Genomic DNA, 23279 nt, shown 5'->3' with positions numbered 1-23279 from the left:
CCTGCCGGCCCACGGCGACACCCCCACCGGCGACACCCCCGCCGGCACCACCCGAAACCGCAAATCTGCCTATGCCAGACACGACGAGTCCCCCAGCTTGCCGGTGTACGGCCACAGTTCAGCCACTCCACGCATCCGACCACACCGGCACCCTTCGGGGCATGGGCCTCAGGACCCAATGCAAGGCTCAAAGTTGCCGATTCCGACGAAAGTCACGGAGCCGAGCCGAGCGGAGCCGAGCCGAGCCGAGTGGAGCGGCGGAACCGACAGGCCGCCCCCGCCGCTACCGGACGGGAACCTCGCTCCCGAACAGCATCCAGGGCGACTGGTCGTACGAGGCCACCCCCGCCAACTGCGGCTGCATCGCGGCGATCTCGTGCCGCACGGCCAGGGTGTCCGGCCAACTGTCGAAGTACGTCGTGCCGTTGATGACGACACCGCTCCAGTCCGTTGCCACGGAGGCGCCCTCGCGGTCGACGACGAAGCCGATGCAGAGCACGGAGGCCCGCCCTATCGCCTCCCTGATCGCCCTCGCGGCCACTTCCTGCTCGTCCCGGGTCAGCCGGCCGAAGCCGAATTCCAACGCGACGACGCCGTCCCGCATCCGGCGGATGCGTGCGGGAACGTCGGTTCCGCTGTTCACCCACAACAGGAAGTCGACGCTGTCGAGCCGCTGCAGTCCGGCCAGGAGTACGAGCTGCTCCCTGGTCACCCACGACGGGGTGCCGCGCGGGCCGGGCCCCGGTCCGAGGAGCGTGACCCGCCTCGTGATCGGGTGGCTGAGCCGCAGTCCCGCCGCGTCGAGATCGCTGAAGAGCGACTCGGAGTCCGGGCGGCTCCAGCCGAGGTGGTACGAGTAGAAGAAACCGTCACTCATCGACACATCACCCCATGAAGGACAGGTGGAGCGTGCAGTTCCAGGTGCGTGCGGGCATGCCGGGCAAGCGCCCGTGCCGGGCGCCGGTCAGGTGGCTCGCAGTTGGTCGTGCACGAGCCTAATGAGGCCCGATCGCCGGGGCGTGGGCCCAGGGACCCAGGGCGGGCCCCATTGGACAATGCGATGGACAGGAGGCGGTCCGACGCGGATCGTGTACGCCGATGACACGCACCGATTCGCCTCCCGCATGGGACGAGCGCACCCAGCTGGCCACCTTCCTCGACTACGTCCGCGACACCGCACGCGCGAAGTGCGAGGGCATCTCGCCGGACGATGCCCGCCGGGCCCCGCTGCCCGGCTCCCCCCTGATGACGATCGCCGGGCTGATCAACCACCTCAGCTGGGTCGAGTACCACTGGTTCGAGGTGGTGTTCCTCGGCGGTGAGGACGAAGGACCGTGGACCGACGAGGACCCCGACCGCGAGATGCGCATCGCGGTGGACATGCCGCTCACCGATGTGCTGTCGCTGTACGAGGAACGGACCTCCCGCTACCGCGAGTTGGTCGCCTCCCACGACCTGGACACCTCGGCCGAGCGCCCGCGGGGCGACGGTACGCACCCCGACCTGCGCTGGATCGTCCTCCATCTGATCGAGGAGACCGCCCGGCACAACGGCCACCTCGACCTGATCCGGGAGATCGTCGACGGCACCACCGGCGTGTAGGCGCGCAGGCGTGCCTGCAGGCGTGCGTGCAGGCGCGTAGGCGTGCAGGCGCGTAGGACCGTGCGGCGCGCAGCGCACCCGTCGGCTATCCGATCGCGGCGACGGCGGGTGCGATGCGCTCGGCGACCTGGTGGGTGAAGCTGACCGGGTGCCGGTCGGGCAGCAGCTGGATCTCGCTGATGCCCAGGCCCGCGTACGCCTCCGCTTCCGCGAGAAACGCGTCCGGCCTGGCCAGCACCGGGCCGTTGTACATCACGGTCTTGGTGATGGCGTCGTAGTCACGGTCCTCCGCGTCGCAGTGCGCGCGCAGCACGTCGAGCTTGTGGGCCACTTCTTCCTGGTCGGTGGCGAACAGATTGCAGGCGTCCGCATAGCGGGCGACCAGGAGCAGGGTCTTCTGCTCGCCCCCGCCGCCGATCATGATCGGCGGGTGCCCGCCGATCGGCTCGGGCACGCACAGCGTCTCGGCCAGTTGGTAGTGCCTGCCCCGGAACGGTCCGTTGTCGTCGCTCCACATCTGGAGGCAGATCCGGATCGCCTCCTCCAGCCGTTCGAACCGCTCGGCGACCGGGACCACCGGCACTCCGAGCCCGTACTGCTCCCGCTCGTACCAGGAGGCGCCGATGCCCAGCCTGGCTCTGCCGCCCGAAAGCACATCGAGGCTGGTGACGATCTTCGCCAGGAGTCCGGGGTGCCGGTACATGACGCCCGTGACCATCAGGCCGAGCGTCATCCGCTGGCTCACCGCGGCCACGTAGCCGAGCGTGGTGTAGCCCTCCAGCATCGGTTCGTCGGCGACGCTCTGCCCGGTCTCCATCTGGAAGTAGTGGTCCATCACGGTGAAGGACGCGATCTCCGCCTGCTCGGCGATCCGCACCGACTCCGCGAGCGTGGGCGCGATGAGCGCGGGGTCGGCCGGTGTCGAGTAGTTCCAGTAGTGCAGACCGAGCTTCATGTCCCGCCTCCCGCCCGACGCGCTCGACCACCTTGCGTAGTCGGCTGTCACGCTACGCGAGGTGCCGGTCATCGGCATGTCGGACGAGGTGCCGAAAAGACGTGTTCCACGGCCGGGTGGGCGGACCGTCTCTTCGCGCAGAGCTCCCCGCGCGATCACGCCCCATTCATCCCCGTGTCGATCGATGCGGGCGAAGTAGGGACCAACCGTCGCTCCTCCCGCTCCCCTCCCACTTCTTCCTCGCCTCTCTCTCGTCCCACTTCTTCCTCGCCTCTCTCGACCCTCTCCCGCTTCTCTCGCGCTCCAGGAGTCTCCCGTGCCCGCACCTTCCACCGGCCTCGGCACCGGCCCCGGCCCGCGGCCCGCCCTGGCCGCCGTCCTGTTCGACATGGACGGCACCCTGGTGGACACCGAGGGGCTGTGGTGGCAGGTGACACAGGAGGTGGCGGCCCGAATCGGCCACCGCCTCACCGACGCCGACGCTCCCGAGGTCGTCGGCCGGGCCGTCCGGGACACCGCGGCGCACCTGGTACGGGTCACGGGCCGGAACGACATGGAACGCGTGGCGGCGGAGCTCGGTGACGAGTTCTTCCGCCGGGTCGACGAGGGCGCGCCCCTGCGCCCCGGCGCCCAGCGGCTGTTGTCGCAGCTGGAGGACCAGGGCGTCCCCTTCGCCCTGGTGAGCGCCTCCCCGAGAACGGTGGTCGACTCGGTGGCCCGGGGAGCGCTGGCGCATGTGCCGTTCGCGTTCACCCTCTCGGCCGACGACACCGTACGCACCAAGCCCCACCCGGACCCCTACCGGGCCGCGGCGGAGCGTTTCGGGGTGCCCCCGGCGGCGTGTGTCGCCGTCGAGGACTCACCGGACGGCGCCGCCTCGGCCGAGGCGGCGGGCTGCGCACTCCTCGTGGTGCCGTCCCTGCTTCCCGTACCGCCCTCGCCGCGACGGATCTTCGCCGACAGCCTCGCCGGAATCGACGCGGCGGACCTGCGCCGCTACGTGGAAGCTGGACCGCAGGAGGGCTGAGAGGCTGTGGTGTCGCGGGCCGTGCACGCAGTGATGTGGGACGGCGGGTCACGCCTCGGATTTCTCCGGATTGACCGAGGCCGGTTCCGGTGTTGCGGGGGCGGGGGCGGGCGCGGCGGGGCGGCGCGTGGTTCCCAGGTGCCAGAAGAGGGTCAGAGCTGTGATGCCGGCGGCCACCGGCCCCAGTTCGGCCGGGGCGAGCCCGAGCCACTCCTGCGCCAGTCCGCCGAGTCCGCCGCCGAGGGCGATCCCGATGTAGAGCGCGGAGGAGTTGAGGCCGAGCAGGACCGGCGCGGCGGCGGGGCTGAGCGAGATGAGCCGGTGCTGCTGGGGGACGACGATGACGCCGACGGCCACACCCCAGACCACGGCCCAGGCCAGGGTGGAGGCGAGGGCTCGGGTCGCCAACGGGGTCAGCACCAGGGCGAGAGTTGCGAGGGTGAGGGCGCCGGTGAGGACGCGCGCGGAGTCGTGGCGGTCGACCAGGCGCCCGGCGGTGATGTTCCCGGCCAGGATGCCGACGCCCCAGGCCAGCAGGATCAGGGTCAGGAGCGATTCGTTGCCACCGGTGGCGTCCCGCAGGGTCGGGCTGATGTAGGTGTAGAGGGTGTAGGTGCCGAGGAAGGCGAGTGAGGTGACCGCCAGCAGCGCCAGTACGCGGCCCTGCTTTAGGGGGCGCAGACGGTCGGGCAGCGAGGCGGTGGGAAGCCTCACCCCGGGGAGGCCGGCGGCGATACCGACGGCCGCCAGCAGGCCGATCCCGGCGACGGCCCACAGGGTGATGTGCCAGTCGGTGCGGCCGATCAGAGTGCCGAGAGGCAGTCCCAGCGCGGTCGCCAACGTCAGGCCGCCCAGGACGAAGGCCAGGGCCCGGCCACGGCGTTCCGGCGGTGCGATGGCCGCCGCGGTGCTGGAGGCGGCGGAGTTGATGATTCCCGCTCCCACGGCGGTGGCGATGCGGGCGGCCATCACCACCCCGTAGCTGGTTCCTAACGCAGTGACGACGTTGCCGACCACGAACACGGTCAAGGCGATCAGCAGTGCCGAACGCCGGTCCAGGGCACTGGTGAGGGCCCCCATGATCGGCGCGGACAACGCCATCGTCAGGGCGAAGACCGTCACCAGCTGACCGGCCGCCGGAGTGGAGACCTCCAGGTCGGCGGCGATGGAGGGGAGCAGGCCCGCGATGACATAGCTGTCGGTGCCGACGGCGAACGTCGCCGCGGCCAAGGGGAGAAGTCGTCTGAGCATGGATCGTGCCGCCCTTCCGGAGCATGCGGAGGCAGATGGTCGGCACTGTAAGCAATACATGGATGCTTGTCCATGTATCAATGAGTGGATAGGCTGGCCCCGTCACGGACGGAGAGAAACGATGCGCGAGGTATCCCAGCCGGCGACCGAGGCGATCCGGATGGTGGAGGTGCTGCGCGCGCTGGCCGACCCGGTGCGGCTGGAGATCGTCCAACGGCTCGCCGCCACCGGCGAGGAGAGCTGCAATGCCATCGGCGGCGACCTGGACGTCCACCAGACGACGCTGTCCCACCACTACCGAGTGCTGCGCGAGGCGGGCGTCACCTGGACCACCGTCAAGGGCCGCTCCCGGCTGGTGCGGCTGCGTCGCGACGACCTGGACGCACTGTTCCCCGGCCTGCTCGAATCCGTACTGAACGGGGCTCGCCACCCGCGCCCCGCCGCAGGAGGCTGACACGCCAGGCATCCACCTCGGCCCACAGGAAGCGCCAAAGGGTGTACTCGGCAGCGCCGATCTTCGAAGCCGGTGTCAACCAGGCCGAAAAGCGGGCGGACGCGGCGACAGGAGTGACCATTCGGTGCCGAGCAGAGCGATCGGCTCAACTACGCAACCCAGGCCGGCCGAGCACGACCTGCCGTTCTCGACCTGGAGCCCGACCGAGCCGGCGGGCTTCCTGGTCGCCGAGGGGTGGTCGACGACATCAGCCACGAGGGCCTGCGCATCCTGCTCCGCGAGGAAGGCGTCTCCTTCAACGCCCGAAGACCTGGCAACCCTCCCGTGATCCCGACCACGCGCCCAAGAAGCCACGGCTCGGGCAGGGCGTCCGCCAGGTGCGTCGCCCCGCAGGCACACACCGATCGTTCACCGCGACTCGCTACCACGCGTTGGATACCTCAACTATCTTATTGCCGTGGACCAGTTGATCGCCGAAGATCCCATACACATCGGCCCGTACCGCCTGATAGCCCGTCTGGGTGCGGGCGGCATGGGCCTGGTGTACCTCGGCCGTTCGGAAGCCGGACGGACCGTGGCCGTGAAGGTGGTGCAGGCCGAACACGCCCAGCACCCCGAATTCCGCAAGCGGTTCGCTCGTGAGGTGGCGGCCGCCCGGCGGGTGGGCGGGACGTGGACGGCGGCCGTGCTCGACGCCGACACCGAGGCGCAGGTGCCCTGGGTGGCGACCCAGTACATCCCCGGGCCCGATCTCACCACCGTGGTCTCCAAGGACTTCGGACCGCTCCCCGAGCACTCGGTGCGCACCCTCGCCAACCGCCTGGCCGCGGCCCTGCAATCGGTGCACGGCGCGGGCCTGATCCACCGCGACCTGAAGCCGTCCAACGTGCTGGTGACGGTGGACGGGCCGCGCGTCATCGACTTCGGTATCGCGCGGGCCATGGACAGCCTCGCCGGAGACAGCCTGCACACCCGCACCGGGATGCTGATCGGCTCCCCCGGCTTCATGTCGCCCGAGCAGGTGCGCGGTCTCGAACTCACCCCGTCCAGCGATGTGTTCTGCCTCGGCGCGGTCCTCGTCTACGCCGCCACCGGCCGCCTCCTCTTCGGCGCCACGGAGACCGGGCTGAACGCGCACCTCTTCCGGATCGCGGAGGAGGAAGCGGACCTGACCGGCGTACCGGAGTCGCTCGTCGACCTCGTACGCGCATGTCTGCACAAGGACCCGGCGCAGCGGCCCACGCCCGCCGACGTGGCCGCGCGCACGGCCGCCGACCCGGACGGCGAGTGGCTGCCCGGGTCGGTGCTCGCCCAACTCGGGCGCCACGCGGCCCAGTTGCTCGACTTCGCCCCGGAGACCAGGACCACGCAGCCGGATCCGCGCATCCCGGCCCAGTCGCAGCCTGCCGACCGGCCCCGGCCGCTCCCGCCGCAGCCCGCGTACACCCCGACGACACCGGCGGACCGCCACCCGTCCGCGGGGTTCGGACCGCCCGCCGGCCCACCGGTGCCGTCATTCCCGGCCGGCGTCCAGGCTCCGCACCCCATGCGGTGGTGGGGGCTGGGGATGGCCGCGCTGGCGCAACTGCTGGTGCTGATCGGTACGTCGATCACGAACACCGCGCTGCCGGCCGTCTACACCGACCTGGGCGCCTCCTCCGACGACATGCGCCTGTTCTCCACCGCCTACACGCTGGGCTTCGGCGTGCTGCTGCTGCTCGGCGGGCACCTCTCCGATCTCGCCGGCCGCAAACGGGTGTTCATCATCGGCTCGGCCGGTTTCGCGGCAGCCTTCGTGATCGCGGGCCTGGCCCCCTCCTCCGGCCTGCTCATCCTCGCCAGCGCCCTGCAGGGCATGTCCGCCGCACTGCTCTCGTCGTCCGCGCTGGCCCTGGTGTCCGCCGGCTTCAGCGATCCGAAGGAGCGCGGCAGGGCCTTCGGGATCTACGCCGCGGTCGCCGGCGGTGGCCTGGCGTTCGGCATGTTCGCGAGCGCATGGATGGTCGAGAGCCTGAGCTGGCGCCTGAGCATGTACGCCGCTGCCGGGCTCGCTCTGCTCCTGGCGATCTGCGCGGCTCCCCTGGTGCACGACCCCCACCCGGTCCGCATCCCTGCCCGCCCCGACGTACCGGGTCTGCTGCTCGGCACCGGCGGGCTCACCGCGCTCGCCTTCGGCTTCGACAGGGCCGAGGTGGTCTACGACGGCAGCACGGCCGGTACGGCGGGCTGGACCACCCCCCTGACCCTGATCCTCCTCGTGGGCGGCGCCCTCCTGCTGGTGGCCTTCGTGTCGCGGCAGGCCGGTTCGCCCAGCCCGCTCGTCCCGGCGCATGTCCTCAAGGACCGCAACCGGGTGGGCTCCCTCCTCACCCTGGCCTTCCTCGGCCTGGGCCTGCTCGTCACGTTCCTGATCCTGACCAGGTATTTCCAGGGCGTCCTCGACTACCCCATGGCCCGGAGCGGTATGGCCCTGCTGCCCATGGCCGGCGCGGCCGTCCTCGCCGCCACCCAGGTCTCCGGGCGTCTGTGCCACCGGCTGGCGCCCCGCAATCTGATCGTGCCGGGACTGCTGCTGACGGCGGTCGGCCTGGCGATCCTGACCGGGATCGATGCCGACAGCGCGTACACCGCCCAGGTGCTGCCGGGCACGCTGCTCATCGGCTTCGGTGCCGGCCTGGCCCTCACGCCGCTCTTCACCACCGCGACCGGCGGAATCGCCCCGCAGGACTCCGGCGGGACCTCGGCGATGGTCCTCGCAGCCCAGAATCTGGGCACCTGGGCCGCCTGGCCCCTGTTCGGCACCGTCCTCGCCTCGGCGATCTCCGCACGGCTGTCCGGCGAGTCGGGGATTCCCGCTCCTCTGGTCAATGCGGCCAAGGCCGGTTTCCCGCTCAGCAGGCAGAACCTGCCGGAATCGTTCTCCGGCACTCTGGAGCAGGTCAACAAAGCGGTCGTGGGCGGGTACTCCGTCGCCCTCTGGTGGACGGTCGGCCTCACACTGTTCGCGAGCCTGCTCGCCGGGCTGCTGATCACGGCCAGGGCTCCCAAGCGGTGACCCCGGCGGGCCACCCCAACGATCAACCCCGGGGCCCACGTCGAGCGTCACTGGCACCGAGGGGACAGCACCTGCCCCCTCAGTGACCTGGAGGCAAGACGCATGAGGCAACGGGCTACACGTATCTCCTTACTCGCTCTGGCGGTGACCGCGGCCGTGGGAGCATCCGCATTCACCCCGCCCGCACACGCTGTACAGCCACCGCAGAGCCACGACGCGACCCGGGCCGCACTGCGGGATGTGGTCGAGAAGGGCGGACAACCCGGAGTCGCCGCCAAGGCACTGGACGGCAGGAGCAGTTGGTACGGAGCGGCCGGTCACGCCGACACCGCCACCGGCCGCGAGCGTTCGCCCGGCGACCACTTCCGCGGGGCCAGTATCACCAAGACGTTCATCGCGACAGTCCTGCTCCAGCTGGAGGCGGAGGGGAAGCTGAGCCTGGACGACTCGGTCGAGACATGGCTCCCCGGCCTGGTGCGGGGCAACGGGTACGACGGAAGCAGGATCACCCTGCGCCAGCTGCTCAACCACACCAGCGGCATCGCCAACCACACCTCGGACCCCGAGTTCGTGCACGACGCCGCCGGCCCCGGCTTCCCGGAGCACCGGTACGACACCCACACGCCCGAGGAACTCGTGGCCATCGCGCTGAAGTACCCGCCGCGGCCCGATCCGGAGAAGGCGCCGTTGTACTCGAACACCAACTTCGTGATAGCCGGAATGGTCATCGAGAAGGCGACGGGCCATACGTACGCGCAGGAGGCCGCCCGCCGCATCATCCGGCCGCTGAAACTGCGCGGGACGTCGTTCCCCGGCACGGCGCCACAACTGCCGGACCCGCACCCCGTCGGCTACTCCCGCTTCCACCAGGACGCCCCCGACGCCGAGATCCACGACGCCACCGAGCAGAACATGACGTGGCTGGGCGCGTCCGGCGACATCATCTCCACCACCGGCGACCTCAACCGCTTCCAACGTGCCCTTATACGCGGCAAGTTGCTGCCCTCCGCACAGATGAAGGAAATGCTCGCCGAGGTACCGGCGGGCGACGGGACCGGGTACGGACTCGGGGTCGAGTTCGCGGAGCTGTCCTGCGGCGTGAAGGTGGTGGGCAAGAGCGGCCGTACGAACGGCTCCCTGTCCGCGATGGTCGGCACGCAGGACGGGAAGCACCAGCTGACGTTCAACGTCAACGGTGACTGGCTGGACGGCTCGCTCTACGTCGATGTGATCGAGGCGGAGTTCTGCGGCAAGGCGCCGCTCTCGACGCGACGGCCCCCGACCTCTCCCCCCGGCTCCCTCCCCGATTCGTTCGCCGCTCTCCCCGGAGCCGAGGACTGACCGAGCGCGCCGGACCCCCTCTCTGATGCGGGAAGCCGTCAACTCGCCGTAGCGGCGCACTGGCGCAGCCCACCGGACCCTTCTACGGCGATCCCGACGACGTCCCCAACCTGCGAGGGTGACGTCAGCCACGTCGACACCTCGGGCACGTGCGTGGCTCCCCGAGATGATCCCGATGGTCGACGCCGCCGGATGAATGAGCGTCGACCGATGAGTTTCTCCATGATCAGCGGTCAGTCAGTAGTAGATAGTTGGTGCACCGCAGCCGCAAATCCGGGCGAAGCAGGCACCGACCGAACTGCTGCTAACCAGCCACGTGACCTTGGGAGACCTCAGATGCGCACCCTGATCAGCACCGCCTTCATCTCACTCGACGGAGTGGTGGAGGCCCCGGGCGGGGAGTCCGGCTACCGGAACGCGGGGTGGACCTTCAAGGACATCGAGTTCGTCCCGGAGGCCTTCGAGATCAAGGGCCGCGAGCAGCAGGAGGCCGCCGCGATGATGATGGGCCGGGTCAGCTACGAAGCTTTCAGCCCGGTCTGGCCGGACATGGCGGACTTCGCCGACTACAAGGTGATGCCGAAGTACGTCGTCTCCACCACCCTCACCGAGGACGACCTGGTCCAGAACTGGGGCGAGACCACGATCCTGCGCTCGCTCGACGAGATCGCCGCCCTGAAGGAGACCGACGGCGGCCCGATCATCATCCACGGCAGCGCCACCCTCAACCGCGCCCTCTCCGACGCCGGCCTGATCGACCGCTACCACCTCCTGGTCTTCCCCCTCCTCCTCGGCGCGGGCAAGCGCCTGTTCAGCGACGCGGACAAGGACACCCAGAAGCTGAAGCTCGTCGAGCACGAGGCGTACTCCAACGGCCTGCAGAAGAACGTCTTCGACGTCGTCCGCTGACGCCTCCGCCCGGCCCCGCACCGTGCCGGGCCGGGCCGCGTCGGGCCTCGCTAGGATCACCCTCCATGGCCGGTACAGGCGTCGCGCACAAGCAGCCCTTCCTCGTTCTGCACGACTACGGCATGGGCGGCTCGTGGTGGTGGGTCCGTGCACGGTCCGCACGGGAGGTGCTCGAAGCGTTCGCCTGGGTCGAGGTCGTCACCGACGCGGAGACCCTGGCCCGGTTCGAGGACGAGGGGCTGGAGGAGGTCGACATCGACGCACCCCGAATGCCTCCGGGGCTGGACGACCTGCACGCCGAGCGCGCCGCCCAGCGCGGCCGTGCGGGCTTCGGCGCGCTGGCCGGCAGGGACATCGTCCACCTGCGTCTTCGTGGCGACGACGAGGACGGCGAACCGGTCGACCAGCTGGTGGAGGTCGGACCCGACGGGCGCCGCTTTCGCCAGGTGGAGGTGGCCGAGGACGGTACGGCCCTGCGCAGCGGCCCCGACGACTGGCCGTTCAACCCGCCGGTCGTGGACCTCTTCGACCCGGCGCTGCCGGGCCAGGAGATCAGCCGCAGCGACTTCGAGGAACAGTGGGCACGGGCCCGCCAGGAAGACACCGGCCTGTAGATGCAGATGCCGTGTGGTGTCATAGCTCCGTGAACCGCGCCGTGGAGGAGACCAACCGCCGCATGCTCCGGGCGCGGGACGCGATGGACCGCGCCTATGCGCAGCCGCTGGACGTCCCGGCCCTGGCCCGGATCGCGCATGTGTCCCAGGCACACTTCACCCGTACGTTCCGGGCCACGTTCGGCGAGACACCCCACCGCTACCTGCAACGCCGCCGGGTCGAGCGCGCGATGTTCCTGCTGCGGGAGACCGACCGCAGCGTGACCGACATCTGCTACGAGGTGGGCTTCGGCAGCCCGGGTACCTTCAGCCGTACGTTCCACGACATCGTCGGCCGCTCGCCCAGGACGTACCGCAAGGAAGCGACCCCCACGGGCGTCCCGACGTGTTTCACCATGACCTGGACGCGCCCGAGCAGCTGAGCAGTTTTGGATAAGTTCTTTTCGAGCGTGCCCCGTAGCGTGATGCACATGTTCAACGCCATCACGCACTCACAGATATACGTCCTCGACCAGGACGAGGCCCTCGACTTCTACGTCGGCAAGCTCGGCCTGGAGGTCAACGCCGATGTGGACATGGGCTTCATGCGCTGGCTGACCGTCAGCGTCCCCGGCCACCCCGAGCGCGAGATCATGCTGGAGAAGCCGGGCGCCCCGGCCATGTCCGACGAAACGGCCCAGCAGGTACGCGAGTTGGTGACCAAGGGCGCGATGGGCGGCTGGCTCATCCTCACCACGGACGACTGCCGCAAGACGTACGAGACGCTGCTGGCCCGGGGCGTCGAGTTCACCGAGGAGCCCACCGACCGCCCGTACGGAACCGACTGCGGCCTGCGCGACCCCTTCGGCAACCGCATTCGCTTCACCCAGCCGAAGACCTGAGCACATTCCCGATCGCGCAGCGGGGGCCGGAGCGAGAACGCACCGGCCCCCGCTTGCGTGTATCGCAGAGCGTGGCCAGGTAGCAATCGTTGTGATGCGGGTGCTGGTCCGGGACGAGCAGGCGGACCGCGTCGTCCCGGTGGCGCAGGGATACGTTGCCAAATATCGCGCTCGCTTTGAATGGGTGGAAGAGATCGCACTGCCACCGAGCAAGTCGCGGGGCTTCATCCATGCCATCGCGAGCCAGCTCTGAGGAGATACCGAGCCGCGCTCCGGCCGTGGCCGTGAGTCCGACCTTGTCCAACAACTCGTCTACCCGGCTGTCCGGCGCACCCACACCTGCCGCGACCATCCGCAGATGCGCTCCGACCCGGCGCTTGGGATGCCCCGCGACACCACCCAGCACCGCCCCCACCACCGTTGCGGGGGAACGCCACTCAGCGAGCGGCCGCCCGAGGTAGGTGGTCCGGCCCTCACCTCGGATGAGGCCCAGCATGACGCGAATGACCGTCGTCTTACCGGCCCCGTTCGCACCGAGAAAACCGGAGACCGTGCCGGCGGCCAATGACAGCGACACACCGTCCACAACCGCTTTGTCGCCATAGGTGCGTCGTAGGTCCGTTGCCTGCACAAGCGGTTCCCGGTCCGTCCGCGCAGCAGAAACCATTTTCACCAAGGCCAAGGCATCAGCCATGGTTTGCCCAGAACACAACACCCATGATCAAGATAATTCCGCAGCCGAAGACCGCACCGATCCCAGGATTTCTGCGCTGCGCGATGACCCGGCCAAGCATCCCTAGAACCGGAATCCAGCCAGCCAGATAAACAATCCAGGCGACTTTCTGCATCAATGGACTGGTATCCACCTTGAACAGCACCCATGCCACAAACACAAAAAGTGCCGGTGTAGCCCACAGGTTGCGCTCGATCGCTTCCTGACGTTCCGACAACGAAATCCTCCTGGATCAATGAGATCGTGTCCCCCTCCCTCCCGGAAGGGGGACACGATCCACCTACGGCTTTACTAGAAGTTGCTGATCAAGTACGAGATAACCTCGTCTATCACGTAAGCAGGCGCAGCCTTGATGGCCCACTTCAGCGGGTTCCAATTGGACAGACTGTCAACCCACTTCTTGAAGGCCTTGCGCCCCTTCTTCGCGGCCTTGATCGCAGCCTTTCCGTACTTGCTCTTGACTATCTTGTTGACCAGCTTCTTGGCTGCGCCGCCGATGCGCTTCGCTCCGACATCGCTCTGCGTACCAGGGGATGTCGAACCGGCATCAACCGACGAGCCGACACTCGACGCGCCGGCGGGCAGTGCGACGCCAACTTGCACTGCCCGTACAGCTGGAGCGGAAGACACGCCCCTGGAACGATTGGCGTCCGCCGCCGATGCAGCCGGGGCCGCAGCACCGAGCGCGAATACCACAGTGAGTGCGGCAGCGGCCGTGCGCATCTTGTTGTGCATCAGTACTCCTCCTGCTCGCCAGGAGGCACGGTGATTCAGAGAGCATCACGCGAAGCACCATGCCCTGGCCGGAATTTCCGGCCGGCGAGATGGAGTCTCCAACGCTCTCTGCATTTCCCACTATTGGACCTTGGGGAGGTGACCCAAAGGGCATTGCCCTGCAGGGCAGATCAGCTCGTGATGGGCATAGGCGAACAATGCCGCTTCCAGCCGCGAAGACACGCCGAGTTTCCCCATGACGCTGCTCAAATGGGCTTTTACAGTACGCTCCGCAATACCGAGGCGCCGGGCAATCGCTCGATTCCCGGCAGCTCCTCCTATCAACACGAGAACCTGGCGCTCACGGCCAGTCAACAGCGATGCTCCCGCCGGATCACCGGGCACGGAACCAACGTTTGCTCTTGCAGTGATGTGCGGATCTATACCCGTTTCCAGGGCATCCTGCGTGGTCAAAGCAGATACACCTCCCCCATGGAGCGCCACGAGCGGCGCCCCGCCCACCGTAATCCATCTGTTCGCACCGGGAAAGGAGAATGTCAAACCACAGGGGACATATCCGACGCCTGCCGCGCCTCCGGCGCCCACTAGTCAGCAAACAAAGGGAGGGTGTCTAAAATATTGGCCAAATTTCACCCACCCTGAGACTCCTTCACTGCTTTGCAGCAAATAGATCGGCGGCGTTCCGCCTGAGGCGGAAGCCGGGACCTGCCGGTCAGCGGCTGCCCGCCTTCGCCCGGTGCCCCCGAGGCAGCCACTGCGGGCGAGCCGGCAGGCGTACAACGCGCGTGCCCCGCCGACCGCCACCGCCACCGCCACCGAGAGGAACAACCCGGCTCCGACGGCGGAGCCAGTCACACAGAAGCCCCGCAGCCACACACGGTCGGCGACGGCAATACCGGTGAGCCCCTGCCGCCGGATCGGTGGACGGCCTCCCATCCGCTCCCCCGACCACCCCGTGGCCGTCAGCGCGGCAGCATCACCCAGGACTTGATGCCTGCACGCGGCGAAGATGCCTCACTGACGCCCCACTCCCCACCCCAGTCGTCCACCACGGCCGACAGTAGCCAGAGCGCCCGCCGACGCCGCTTCTCGCAGAGCGTGGCCAGGTCGGGTGCGGTGTGGTGCGGGTGCTGGTCCCAGACGAGGAGACGGACTGCGTCGTCCCGTTGACGCAGGGATACGTAGAGCTCCTTTCCCGGGCTCATTCTGACAGTGACCGCGACCAGCTCGTCCACGACGTGCGTGGCCGGCCAGACGTACGGGGTGAGCCCATGCGCCTCCAGCGCGGCGGCGACCACCGTACGGCCGATGAACGCGCTGCGGACGTCACCGGGGAGCGTGAAACTCAACGAGAGCCCGCGCCCGGGACTGCCCTTGGAGCGCAGGTAGGGCTGGGGGTGCTGCTGCGGGTTCGATTGCGGGGTGGGATGCGGATACGGATACGTAAACGGGACCGGCATACGTGCGTCGGCGGCGGCGGCCGGACAGAGTGCGGTGATCGGAGATGAGTGCATGGCTGACTCCCCTGATGCGGGTGGCGAGTTGGCGGTGTCTCTCTTTCGCATGGGCGCGCACGGATGGCTCACGCTGTTGTGTTGTGGACGAGCAGTGGCCTATCTCCCTGACGCGGGACCGCCCCTCCCAGGGCAGGAGGTTGCGGGCAGGACCGCGTGATGCACTTCCGGCTCGTCTTCACTGAGTGAGCGGTGCGTGACCTAACGTAGCGCCTGAAGGGCAAAATTACCCTCCGGCATTGGAGAATGAACCCTTTCGTGGCCGAGTGATACGCACACGCGGCAGACTGCCGGTGACCGTATGCGGAAAGGAACGGCATGGCAGCAAGGACGTCTCCTACCGAACGTCAGAAGCGGCTCGGCGCCGAGCTGCGGAGGATGCGTACATCGGCCGACGTCTCCGCCGAGTTCGCGGCCGGCCTGCTCGGCGTGGACCGGGGCAAGATCTCGAACATCGAGGCAGGCACCCGTCCCATCAGCCCCGATCGACTGCGCACTCTGGCCTGCAACTGCGACTGCACCGACGAGAAATACGTCGATGCGCTGGTCGAGATGGCTCAGTCAGGCGGACGCAACTGGTGGGATAGATATCGAGGTTCGCTTCCCCAGGGACTGCTCGACATCGCCGAACTGGAGATGCACGCAGTACGCATGCGGGCTGCGTACTCCGTGCACATCCCGGGGCTCCTCCAGACCTCGGACCACGCCCTGTCCCTCTTCCGCGTGGTAATCCCGCAGCTACCGGAGCGAGAGGTAGCACTGAGGCTGGCACATCGCGTGGAACGGCAGGAGGTCCTGGACGGGGACGCCCCGCCTCCATACACAGGCATCGTCCACGAGGCCGCACTCCGGATGCAGTTCGGCGGTCGTGCCGTGGCACGCGCCCAGCTGGACCGCTTGTTGAAGAAGTCCGAGCAGTCGAACATCACCTTGCTGGTCATCCCCTTCGAAGCGGGCGCCTTCCCCGGTGCCGGACAGACCGTCCTGTACGCAGAGGGGCCTGTACCTCAGCTCGACACCGTGCAGATCGACAACTCTCACGGGCCCGTCTTCGTCCACTCGGACGTTCAACTGGCCAAATACCGGGCTCACTTGGACTGGATGGAAGGCATCGCACTGTCACCGGACAAGTCGCGGGTCTTCATCCACAACATCGCACGCCAACTCTGAGGGGATGACCGATGTCGGACGTCAACTGGGAAGACTCGTTCTGCGGCGAAGGGAACTCCTGCTACCGGATAGGCACCGATGAACGGGGCAACAGCTACATCGCCGTCAGCGGCGCGGAGGAGCACTTCCTCACCGACAGCCGCGAAGCGCTCCAGCAGATGATCCGCGACATCAAGGCCGGCAAGGCCGACCACCTGCTGTAAGCGCGAAAGGGCCCGGCGCCGCGATGTGCTCGCGGTGCCGGGCCCTTGCGGTGGCGCGGTTCTCAGGAAGACGTGCCGCGCGGGAAGGAAACCTCCACGCGGCGGTTCTTCTTGCGACCTTCTTCCGTGCTGTTGTCGGCAATCGGGTACTGCTCGCCGTACCCGCGGATCTCGAAGGTGACGGTCGATCCGAGATCCTTCACCAGCACCGCCTGCACGGCGTTGGCGCGCTGCTTGGACAGCACGTCGCCGTGGGCCGAAGAACCGAGGTTGTCGGTGAAGCCGAAGACGCGCACCTTGGTGGCGTTCTGCTTCTTGATCTCGGCGGCGATGGCGGCGATGCGGGAGTTGGCCGCGGAGCTCAGCTTGGCGCTGTCCTTGCCGAAGAGGACCTCGGCCTGGAGCGCGAACTTGATGTTCGCGTTGCTGTCCTCGCGTCGCTCCTCGCCGCCCATGTCCTCGACCACCTGGACGATGTCGAGAACCTTGGCGGGGGCGAGTGTGCCGCCCTCGGGCATCTTCAGGTCGGGGTCCTTGGGGTCCAGCTTGACCGGGGGCACCGACGTCGCTTCGGTGCCCGGGGGCACGCTCGGACCGTCGTCGGCGAACGCCGGGGTCGCCCCGAACAAGGTGATGCTCGCAACGACCAAGGCTGCCGCAACAGAGAGGCCGGCAGCGCCGAACGGCTTCGGCCGGATCCGGTTGTAGGTCATGTCGGCCGTCACCCCGAGATCTTCAGGGATGTCGTCGCGAACGTCGGCAGGGTGAAGTCGACCTCCGCCGTCGTGCTTGGAGGTGCCGGGAACTGCATGAAGATCGGGGTCGACGCCGACGGCGCCAGCGGGGAGATGCCGGTGGTGCACAGGCAACGGTTCTCCGTATCCCGGAGAACGTAGTAGCGCTTCTTACTAGCCTTATCCACCAGCGTGGCACCGGCAACAGAGTTCGGGTTTGCGTTGACGATACTGGTTTCCGCGCCCTCCCAACCACTGGAGTTCCGCGTCCGGTCGCTCACGTTCTTGAGCTCGCCCTGAACCGTGACGAACCCTCCGGAGTCACGCTTCACCTGATTGATCACGAGGGTCAGTCCGTCTCCCCTGACCTCGGCGAGCTTCACATTCGGGTCCACGTTGTCCCCGGCAGCAGTGTCCTCCTGCTTCGCCCCCTTGTCCTCCTCGGAAGACTTCGAAGGCGCGGAGGACGGCGACGAACCTGCATCGTTCGTCTTCTCGCCACCACCGTCAGTGCCGCAGCCCGTGACGGCCAGGGCCAGAGCAGCCGCCAGAGAAACTGCTGCCACCGCCCGTCGAGACTTGGTGGAGCACCGAATGCTCATGAGTTCTGATTCCTTTACTCGTCGTTCGCCGTCAATTGTCGACCAGGTGCACGTCGTAGAGAATCTTGCTCACCTTGGACCAGGGCGGTGGACTGGCCGGCTCGATCTCAAGCATCTCGCCGCCCCTGCATGAGAAGAAGTACATGTCCTGGACGCCGTCGTCGTTAAAGTCCACGGACTCCCAGTCGGGACAGCGGAACTCGATAACGGCTGTGGCCTCGGTCTCCGGGAACGTCTTCTCCGTGTCCGGGACCACCGGTGAGTCCACCGGGTCACGGCCCTCGACCTCAACCCTGATCCGGTCCCGAAGGCCGCCAGGCATCGGCTCACAGACCGTGACGCGTGCCCGGTTCGCCGAGGCCAGTCCGTAGGCCGCAGGGCAGCCCAGAACGGGGTGGGCATTCAGAAACGGATCCAGCATCTTCCCGGGCAGCGAAGCGTAGAACGGTGCCCCGAACTGTTCACGAGTCTGCTGGGCGGCAGCCAGGGCCGCGGCGTCTGCGGCCCCCTGGGCTCCATTGCGCAAGGCCGCGGCCTTGCCGACGGCAAAGAATGCGAACGCGAGGAAGAGCAGGCCCGCCACCATCACTATGTAGATGGGGAAGGCCTGCCCTGCATCGGTGCGGAGGCGATGGCGCATTACTGGGTCTTGATGCTGCTTACAAGGCCCTTGATCTTCTCGCTGATCGCGCTGCCGATACCCGTGGCCACGATCGCACCGATAATCGCCACGACCACCAGGATGATGCCCAGGTACTCGAACGCCGTCTGGCCGCGGTCCATGTTCTCGTAGCGCTTCTGGATTCGGCTCACAGCCGTGTTGGCCCAGCCCTGGACGCGGACGGCGGTCTTCAGGGTGATGTCCGACATGGGGTTCCCCTCCGGGTTCGGCCGACCGGTAGCCGGCCGACTCGCACGTTTCGTTGGCGCCGCCCGCAGTACCGGCTTCCTCCTGGCCGGTACCGCTGGCGACGTGAGAAACATACGGCGGCACGCCCTGCCGGCCGGAGGGCCCCAGGGCCCATTCCCGGGCCCAAAGCATCAGTTGGGCCTGCGGCGCCGGTGCGCGCAGGGCCCCACGCCCCGCACGCATCCGCCTCGGCCCGCTCTTCCGCTCAACCATGGTGCCCACCGGCCCCGCGCACCCCTGGTCCCGCCGTGTACGCCGTGCCGAGCCAGCGTGCGATGGCCTCGCTGCGGCTGGCGCTGTGCAGCTTGGTGAAGATGCGGTTGATGTGGTTCTTGACCGTCTTCTCGCTGATGAAGCAGGTGGCGGCGATCTGCTGATTGCTCATGCCGGACGCGATCAGCTCCATGACCTCCACCTCCCGTGAACTCAGCCCGTACTTCTGCCTGTTGGGGGCCGCACCCGGCCCCTCGGTCATGGAAGACTGTGCCACAGCCGGTTGCAGATGCGAAAGACCCTGTGCGGATCGGACCGGTCGCGCCGCTGGTGGGGCCGGTTCCGGCTTGGTCATATGTGCAGGCGCACCGTGTTGCTGGGCGGAATTCGGGGCGTGACCGTCGTAGCCGGCCCCCGGGTAGGGAACGCCCGTGGTCAGGGCCGCGCCGAGTCCCTCCGGGAGTACTCGTCCCTGTGGTCCGGGGCCCTGGCGCATGTGGGCCAGAAGGGCGTTGGCCGCGGTGGCCGTGAAGTGGGCCCGACCGTCCTTCGTGTCGCGTACAGCCTGCACCAGCTGGTCGGCCGTGAATTCGCCGTGGACCAGATAGCCGCCCGCGCCCAAGCGCAGGGCCTCGTGGACGATCTCGCTCTCGCGGCTGTACGTCAGCATCATGACGGGGGCGACCCGGACGAGGTGGGGCAGGGCGGAGATGCCGTCGACGCCGGGCATACGCACATCCAGCAGGACGACGTCCGGTCGGTGCAGTACGGCCATATCGTAGGCTTGGCGGCCGTCCGCGGCCTCCGCGACGACCTCGATGTCGTCGCGGCCGGAGAGCAGGACGCCCAGACCGGCCCGGACCACCGGGTTGTCGTCGGCGACGACGACCCGCAGAGCACCAGGAACGGGTATGGGCGGCGCGGGGAAGGGAGGCATGGACTCGGATGCCGCGGACTGCTGGGGGACGGGGGTGGGGAGCGCATACGAGCTGGGCTCCGGGTCGAGCGGGGTGACGTGCGAGGACGTGTGCGGGGAGGCATGGCTCTGCGCTGTCCGGTTCTGGCCCGACGCGCGGGAGAGATCGTCCGGCATCTGCGACCTCCTCTCAGGGTGTCATGGGGGGTGAGGGTGGAGTGGGAACTGTTCGGTTCGATTGCTATTCAGCTGAGTTGCTATCCAGTTGCGGGGACTTCGAGAGCGGCGATCGGAAGTTCCAGGCGCACTTCGGTGCCTTTGGTCGCCTGGCCCTTTCCGATACGGATGCGTGCGCCGATGGATGCGGCGCGTTCGACCATGCCGACGAGGCCGAAGTGCCCGGCCTTCCGGAGATCGTCGAGTGTCGTGCCCGGGGGCAGGCCGCGCCCGTCGTCATACACGCTGAGGCGCAGGACACCGCCCTGCACTCCGGCGAGTACGACGAGGTAGGTGGGATGTGCGTGGCGGTGGGCGTTCTCCATCGCTTCGGAGGCGACCATGAGCAGCTGACGCGCGACAACCTGCGGGACGTGCGGGATCGGCTTCTCGCTGAGGAGCCGGAAGGTGGCCGTCAGACCCTGGCGTCGGGTGAAGTCGTCGGCACGGGCACGGAGCTCGCGGACGAAGTCGACGCCACCATCGAGACCGGACTCGCGGCGCAGGTCGGAGAGGAGTTCCCGGGATTCCGCCGCGGCACGGCGGGCGGCCCTGGCGACCAGTTCGGCCTGGTGCTTCACGGCGAGCGGGTCCATGCGGTCGGACGAGGCGGCCAGGCCGTCGGCGGCCAGGGCCAGTCCGTGCAGGGTCTTGGCGACCGAGTCGTGCATCTCCCGGGCGAGCCGGGTGCGTTCGCCCTCCACGGCCTCGTTCACGGCAAGGCGGGCTCTGGTCTCGGTGAGCGCCTGGCTGGCCGTCCCGAAGCGGAGGAGCAGATTGCGCAGGGTGACGCCGACGGCGCCCGCGATCATGCAGAAACCGGGGAGCAGGAGCGCCGTGGCATCGGCGGGCTGCAGTTTCGGGTCGGTTCCGTACACCCCGAGGACGATGACGATCTGGAGTGCGGCGAAGACCGCCGCACCGCGCCAGCCGTAGACGAGACCGGCCAGCAACGGGGTGCAGACGGTGACGTAGGCCAAGGTGGACTCAGGGCTTGCGGTGATCAGCAGCAGGGCGCCGAAGAAAGCGTCTATGCCGAGCAGCCAGGGGTGGCGCAGGAGAACGGGGCCGAAGCGTTCCCAGTCGCGGAACAGCACGTACGAGCCCATGAAGGTGACGAGGATGGCCGAGCCGATCAGCCAGGACGCCGGGCCCGCAGCGGTATGACTGATCGCGAACGGTGTGGCTATGGCGATCATCGCGAGCCGGAAGCCGAAGACCTGCCGACACATCGCCTGGAGGGCGTTGAGCTGGATCGCGAACGCCGGGCGTGATCCGGGATCGGTGATGGCCCGGCGCACCTCCGCGTTCAGTCCGGTCTGGATGCCGCCGAGTTGGAAAGACATGAGCCTCTCACCTCCTTCTTCCCGTCCTGCCCGCCGTCCGCGTCGTTCACGTCATCAGCCCGTGAGGAAGCTGAAGTCGACGTTGGCTCCGTAGACGAAGCCAACGGTCAGCAGTACCAGCGTTCCGGGAAGAAGGAAGGTGGTGACGGCGAAGGTGGCCTTGGGGACGGCCCTGGCCGCCTTCCGGCGGGCGTTCTGGGCGTCGGTGCGCCGCATGTCGTTGGCGATCTGGATCAGCGTCTCGACGATCGGTGCGCCGAGCTCCTCACCCTGTTGCAGCGTGGTCACGAACATCGCCACCTGCTCCGAGTCATTGCGCTTGCGCAGCTGCTCGAACGCCTCACGGCGGCTGACGCCCATATCCATCTGGCGCAGTGTGATGCGGAGTTCGTCGGCCCAGGGACCCTCGTACTTCTCGGCGACGCGCCCCAGAGCCTGGCGGAAGCCGAGTCCCGCCGACACGACGACGGCGAGCACGTCGAGGAAGTCCGGGAGCGTCCGGTCGATGTGGTCGCGGCGGACGCGTACGGCTGACCAGAGCCCGACCTCGACCCAAAAGAGGCCGAAGGCGATCAGCACCAGGGAGAGGAAGATCTGGCCGCGCATGATCATCGTGAACGCGCCGAACGCGCCGAGGCCACCGTAGACGGCGCGGCGGGCAGCGTAGCGGTCGAGGGTCAGACCGCCCGGGTTACCCGCCATGTCGATCTGGCGGCGCTTCTTGCTGACGGCCTTCGGGCCCATCATCCGCAGGACCGCGGGGGCCCAGCGCATGCCCAGCCGGTCGATGCCGGAGCCGACCGCGCTGGTGCGGGTCGCGCCGACCTCCAGAGCGATGGCCAGGTCACCGGGGAGCTTCGCGTCGGCCCGGTACATGCGGATACCGGCGATGACGCCGTACACGGCCAGAGCCATGCCGCCCGCGAGCAGGAGGTCCATGTGCGCCCCGCCCATCAGACGTCGATCCGGGACAGACGGCGGATCACGATGAATCCGATCGCGTAGAGGGTGATGGCGATGACCACCGCGACCTGGCCGATGAAGGCGCCGGTCATGCGGTCGAGGGCTCCGGGCATGACGGCGTTCATCAGGAGCATGGCGCCCAGGCCGAAGATGGGGACGGCGTAGGCGGTGACGGTGACCTGGGACAGCTGGGTCTTGACTTCGCGCCGGGTCTCCTTGCGCTCCTCCAGCGTCTCGGTGAGGTTGCGCAGGGAGCTGACAACCGTACCGCCGGCCCGGTTGGACAGGACGAGAGTGGTCACGAGGACGACGAGTTCGCGGGAGGGGAGCCGGTCGGTCAGCTCGCTCAGCGCGTCGTCGAGAGGCTCACCGACGGCGAGGCGCCGGGAGACCCTGGCCAGTTCCTCGCCCGCCGGGTCCTCCATCTCGTCCGCCGCCATGCTGATGGAGGTGCGCAGCGCGAGGCCGGCCTGGGTGGCGTTGGCGAGGATGCGGGCGAGCTCGGGAAGCTGGTTGATGAAGCGTTCGGTGCGCTTGGTCCGCTCCCAGTTCAGGAAGGCGTTGGTGCCCCAGAGGCCGATCAGGGCGGCGACCGGGCCGAAGAAGCTCGCGAGTATCGACGAGGCGATCATCCAGAGCCCGGCCATCGCTGCGAGCGCGCAGACGAAGAACTCACCCGGGGTGATGTCGAGGCCGGTGGCGGCCAGCTTCAGTTCGAGCTTCCGCCCGAGGCCGGTCCTGCGCAGCCTGGCGTCGAGGCCGCGGAACCGGCGGTGCCGCCCGGTCTCGGGGATGTGACCGGTGTACGACAGGCGGTCCACCATGGCGTCCCGGTCGGCCTTGCCGCCGGAGTAGGCGTGCAGGCCCATGACGCCCGTGACGCCGCAGAGCAGCGTGGCACCGATGCTGAGAAGAGGAAGATTCGTCATGGCACG

At 68.3% G+C, this 23279-nt stretch carries 27 protein-coding genes and 1 pseudogene; 12 read left to right on the top strand and 16 right to left on the bottom strand.

The window, feature by feature from the left end:
• Positions 1 to 283 precede the first annotated feature (283 nt).
• Positions 284 to 877 carry a hypothetical protein gene (locus tag ACFVX4_RS27360; RefSeq protein ID WP_266414932.1) on the bottom strand — a complete coding sequence of 198 codons (594 nt, stop codon included), beginning with the start codon at positions 875 to 877 and terminating at the stop codon, positions 284 to 286.
• Positions 878 to 1098: 221 nt separating this feature from the next.
• On the opposite strand from ACFVX4_RS27360, the gene ACFVX4_RS27355 reads away from it, so the two are divergent.
• Positions 1099 to 1602, top strand: coding sequence for a DinB family protein (locus ACFVX4_RS27355; RefSeq protein ID WP_389981757.1), 504 nt, complete (start codon positions 1099 to 1101; stop codon positions 1600 to 1602).
• A gap of 85 nt (positions 1603 to 1687) precedes the next feature.
• Here the strand turns inward: ACFVX4_RS27355 and ACFVX4_RS27350 are convergent, their stop codons facing one another.
• Entirely contained in the window at positions 1688 to 2557 is an 870-nt protein-coding gene (locus ACFVX4_RS27350; RefSeq protein WP_389981755.1) for an LLM class F420-dependent oxidoreductase, read from the bottom strand.
• 388 nt (positions 2558 to 2945) lie between these two features.
• On the opposite strand from ACFVX4_RS27350, the gene ACFVX4_RS27345 reads away from it, so the two are divergent.
• Positions 2946 to 3584 (top strand): HAD family hydrolase, encoded by a 639-nt coding sequence (locus ACFVX4_RS27345; protein ID WP_389981832.1) that lies wholly within the window; start codon positions 2946 to 2948, stop codon positions 3582 to 3584.
• Positions 3585 to 3632: 48 nt separating this feature from the next.
• On the opposite strand, the gene ACFVX4_RS27340 is transcribed toward ACFVX4_RS27345, so the two are convergent.
• On the bottom strand, positions 3633 to 4835 hold the full coding sequence (locus ACFVX4_RS27340) for an MFS transporter (protein ID WP_389981753.1): 1203 nt from the start codon (positions 4833 to 4835) through the stop codon (positions 3633 to 3635).
• Positions 4836 to 4956: 121 nt separating this feature from the next.
• On the opposite strand from ACFVX4_RS27340, the gene ACFVX4_RS27335 reads away from it, so the two are divergent.
• From ACFVX4_RS27335 to ACFVX4_RS27300, 8 genes and pseudogenes are all read left to right on the top strand, one after another.
• On the top strand, positions 4957 to 5289 hold the full coding sequence (locus tag ACFVX4_RS27335; protein ID WP_389981751.1) for an ArsR/SmtB family transcription factor: 333 nt from the start codon (positions 4957 to 4959) through the stop codon (positions 5287 to 5289).
• A 160-nt stretch (positions 5290 to 5449) separates the two neighbouring features.
• Positions 5450 to 5648: pseudogene (locus ACFVX4_RS27330) on the top strand (IS630 family transposase); the annotation flags it as partial.
• Between the two features lie 98 nt (positions 5649 to 5746).
• On the top strand, positions 5747 to 8344 hold the full coding sequence (locus ACFVX4_RS27325) for an MFS transporter (protein WP_389981749.1): 2598 nt from the start codon (positions 5747 to 5749) through the stop codon (positions 8342 to 8344).
• Between the two features lie 102 nt (positions 8345 to 8446).
• On the top strand, positions 8447 to 9685 hold the full coding sequence (locus tag ACFVX4_RS27320; RefSeq protein WP_389981747.1) for a serine hydrolase domain-containing protein: 1239 nt from the start codon (positions 8447 to 8449) through the stop codon (positions 9683 to 9685).
• A 336-nt stretch (positions 9686 to 10021) separates the two neighbouring features.
• Entirely contained in the window at positions 10022 to 10594 is a 573-nt protein-coding gene (locus ACFVX4_RS27315) for a dihydrofolate reductase family protein (RefSeq protein ID WP_266414945.1), read from the top strand.
• 65 nt (positions 10595 to 10659) lie between these two features.
• Positions 10660 to 11208, top strand: coding sequence for a hypothetical protein (locus ACFVX4_RS27310; RefSeq protein WP_389981745.1), 549 nt, complete (start codon positions 10660 to 10662; stop codon positions 11206 to 11208).
• Between the two features lie 29 nt (positions 11209 to 11237).
• Positions 11238 to 11630: a helix-turn-helix domain-containing protein gene (locus tag ACFVX4_RS27305; protein WP_389981743.1), complete on the top strand. Its 393-nt coding sequence runs from the start codon at positions 11238 to 11240 to the stop codon at positions 11628 to 11630.
• Positions 11631 to 11678: 48 nt separating this feature from the next.
• Positions 11679 to 12089, top strand: coding sequence for a VOC family protein (locus ACFVX4_RS27300; protein WP_389981741.1), 411 nt, complete (start codon positions 11679 to 11681; stop codon positions 12087 to 12089).
• On the opposite strand, the gene ACFVX4_RS27295 is transcribed toward ACFVX4_RS27300, so the two are convergent.
• From ACFVX4_RS27295 to ACFVX4_RS27275, 5 genes are all read right to left on the bottom strand, one after another.
• Positions 12070 to 12783, bottom strand: coding sequence for an ATP-binding cassette domain-containing protein (locus ACFVX4_RS27295; RefSeq protein WP_389981739.1), 714 nt, complete (start codon positions 12781 to 12783; stop codon positions 12070 to 12072). The two genes, ACFVX4_RS27300 and ACFVX4_RS27295, sit on opposite strands and share 20 nt — an antisense overlap.
• Positions 12776 to 13039, bottom strand: coding sequence for a hypothetical protein (locus tag ACFVX4_RS27290; protein WP_389981737.1), 264 nt, complete (start codon positions 13037 to 13039; stop codon positions 12776 to 12778). Before ACFVX4_RS27290 ends, ACFVX4_RS27295 begins: the two co-directional genes overlap by 8 nt.
• 74 nt (positions 13040 to 13113) lie before the next feature.
• Complete coding sequence (locus ACFVX4_RS27285; protein WP_385335111.1) at positions 13114 to 13557, bottom strand: hypothetical protein; 444 nt, start codon at positions 13555 to 13557, stop codon at positions 13114 to 13116.
• Positions 13558 to 13677: 120 nt separating this feature from the next.
• Complete coding sequence (locus tag ACFVX4_RS27280) at positions 13678 to 14010, bottom strand: response regulator transcription factor (RefSeq protein WP_389981735.1); 333 nt, start codon at positions 14008 to 14010, stop codon at positions 13678 to 13680.
• 509 nt (positions 14011 to 14519) lie between these two features.
• On the bottom strand, positions 14520 to 15071 hold the full coding sequence (locus ACFVX4_RS27275; protein ID WP_389981733.1) for an ATP-binding protein: 552 nt from the start codon (positions 15069 to 15071) through the stop codon (positions 14520 to 14522).
• A 318-nt stretch (positions 15072 to 15389) separates the two neighbouring features.
• On the opposite strand from ACFVX4_RS27275, the gene ACFVX4_RS27270 reads away from it, so the two are divergent.
• Entirely contained in the window at positions 15390 to 16241 is an 852-nt protein-coding gene (locus ACFVX4_RS27270; protein ID WP_389981731.1) for a helix-turn-helix domain-containing protein, read from the top strand.
• Positions 16242 to 16252: 11 nt separating this feature from the next.
• The gene (locus ACFVX4_RS27265) at positions 16253 to 16444 is read left to right on the top strand and encodes a hypothetical protein (RefSeq protein ID WP_266414961.1); all 192 of its coding nucleotides are present in this window, start codon (positions 16253 to 16255) and stop codon (positions 16442 to 16444) included.
• A 62-nt stretch (positions 16445 to 16506) separates the two neighbouring features.
• On the opposite strand, the gene ACFVX4_RS27260 is transcribed toward ACFVX4_RS27265, so the two are convergent.
• From ACFVX4_RS27260 to ACFVX4_RS27225, 8 genes are all read right to left on the bottom strand, one after another.
• Entirely contained in the window at positions 16507 to 17157 is a 651-nt protein-coding gene (locus ACFVX4_RS27260; RefSeq protein ID WP_389981830.1) for an OmpA family protein, read from the bottom strand.
• Between the two features lie 8 nt (positions 17158 to 17165).
• Positions 17166 to 17780, bottom strand: a complete 615-nt coding sequence (locus ACFVX4_RS27255) for a hypothetical protein (protein ID WP_389981729.1) — start codon at positions 17778 to 17780, stop codon at positions 17166 to 17168.
• A gap of 31 nt (positions 17781 to 17811) precedes the next feature.
• Positions 17812 to 18420, bottom strand: a complete 609-nt coding sequence (locus ACFVX4_RS27250; RefSeq protein ID WP_389981727.1) for a pilus assembly protein TadG-related protein — start codon at positions 18418 to 18420, stop codon at positions 17812 to 17814.
• Positions 18420 to 18650: a hypothetical protein gene (locus tag ACFVX4_RS27245; RefSeq protein ID WP_389981725.1), complete on the bottom strand. Its 231-nt coding sequence runs from the start codon at positions 18648 to 18650 to the stop codon at positions 18420 to 18422. Before ACFVX4_RS27245 ends, ACFVX4_RS27250 begins: the two co-directional genes overlap by 1 nt.
• 245 nt (positions 18651 to 18895) lie before the next feature.
• Positions 18896 to 19996 (bottom strand): response regulator, encoded by a 1101-nt coding sequence (locus ACFVX4_RS27240; RefSeq protein ID WP_389981723.1) that lies wholly within the window; start codon positions 19994 to 19996, stop codon positions 18896 to 18898.
• An 80-nt stretch (positions 19997 to 20076) separates the two neighbouring features.
• Entirely contained in the window at positions 20077 to 21381 is a 1305-nt protein-coding gene (locus ACFVX4_RS27235) for a sensor histidine kinase (RefSeq protein ID WP_389981721.1), read from the bottom strand.
• A 54-nt stretch (positions 21382 to 21435) separates the two neighbouring features.
• Positions 21436 to 22320: a DUF5936 domain-containing protein gene (locus ACFVX4_RS27230; RefSeq protein ID WP_389981719.1), complete on the bottom strand. Its 885-nt coding sequence runs from the start codon at positions 22318 to 22320 to the stop codon at positions 21436 to 21438.
• Between the two features lie 14 nt (positions 22321 to 22334).
• Positions 22335 to 23273 (bottom strand): type II secretion system F family protein, encoded by a 939-nt coding sequence (locus ACFVX4_RS27225; RefSeq protein ID WP_389981717.1) that lies wholly within the window; start codon positions 23271 to 23273, stop codon positions 22335 to 22337.
• Positions 23274 to 23279: the final 6 nt, after the last annotated feature.

This window comes from Streptomyces sp. NPDC058240 (genome assembly GCF_042882135.1).
Classification (GTDB): Bacteria; Actinomycetota; Actinomycetes; order Streptomycetales; family Streptomycetaceae; genus Streptomyces.
This window is presented reverse-complemented; position numbering and strand designations above follow the sequence as displayed.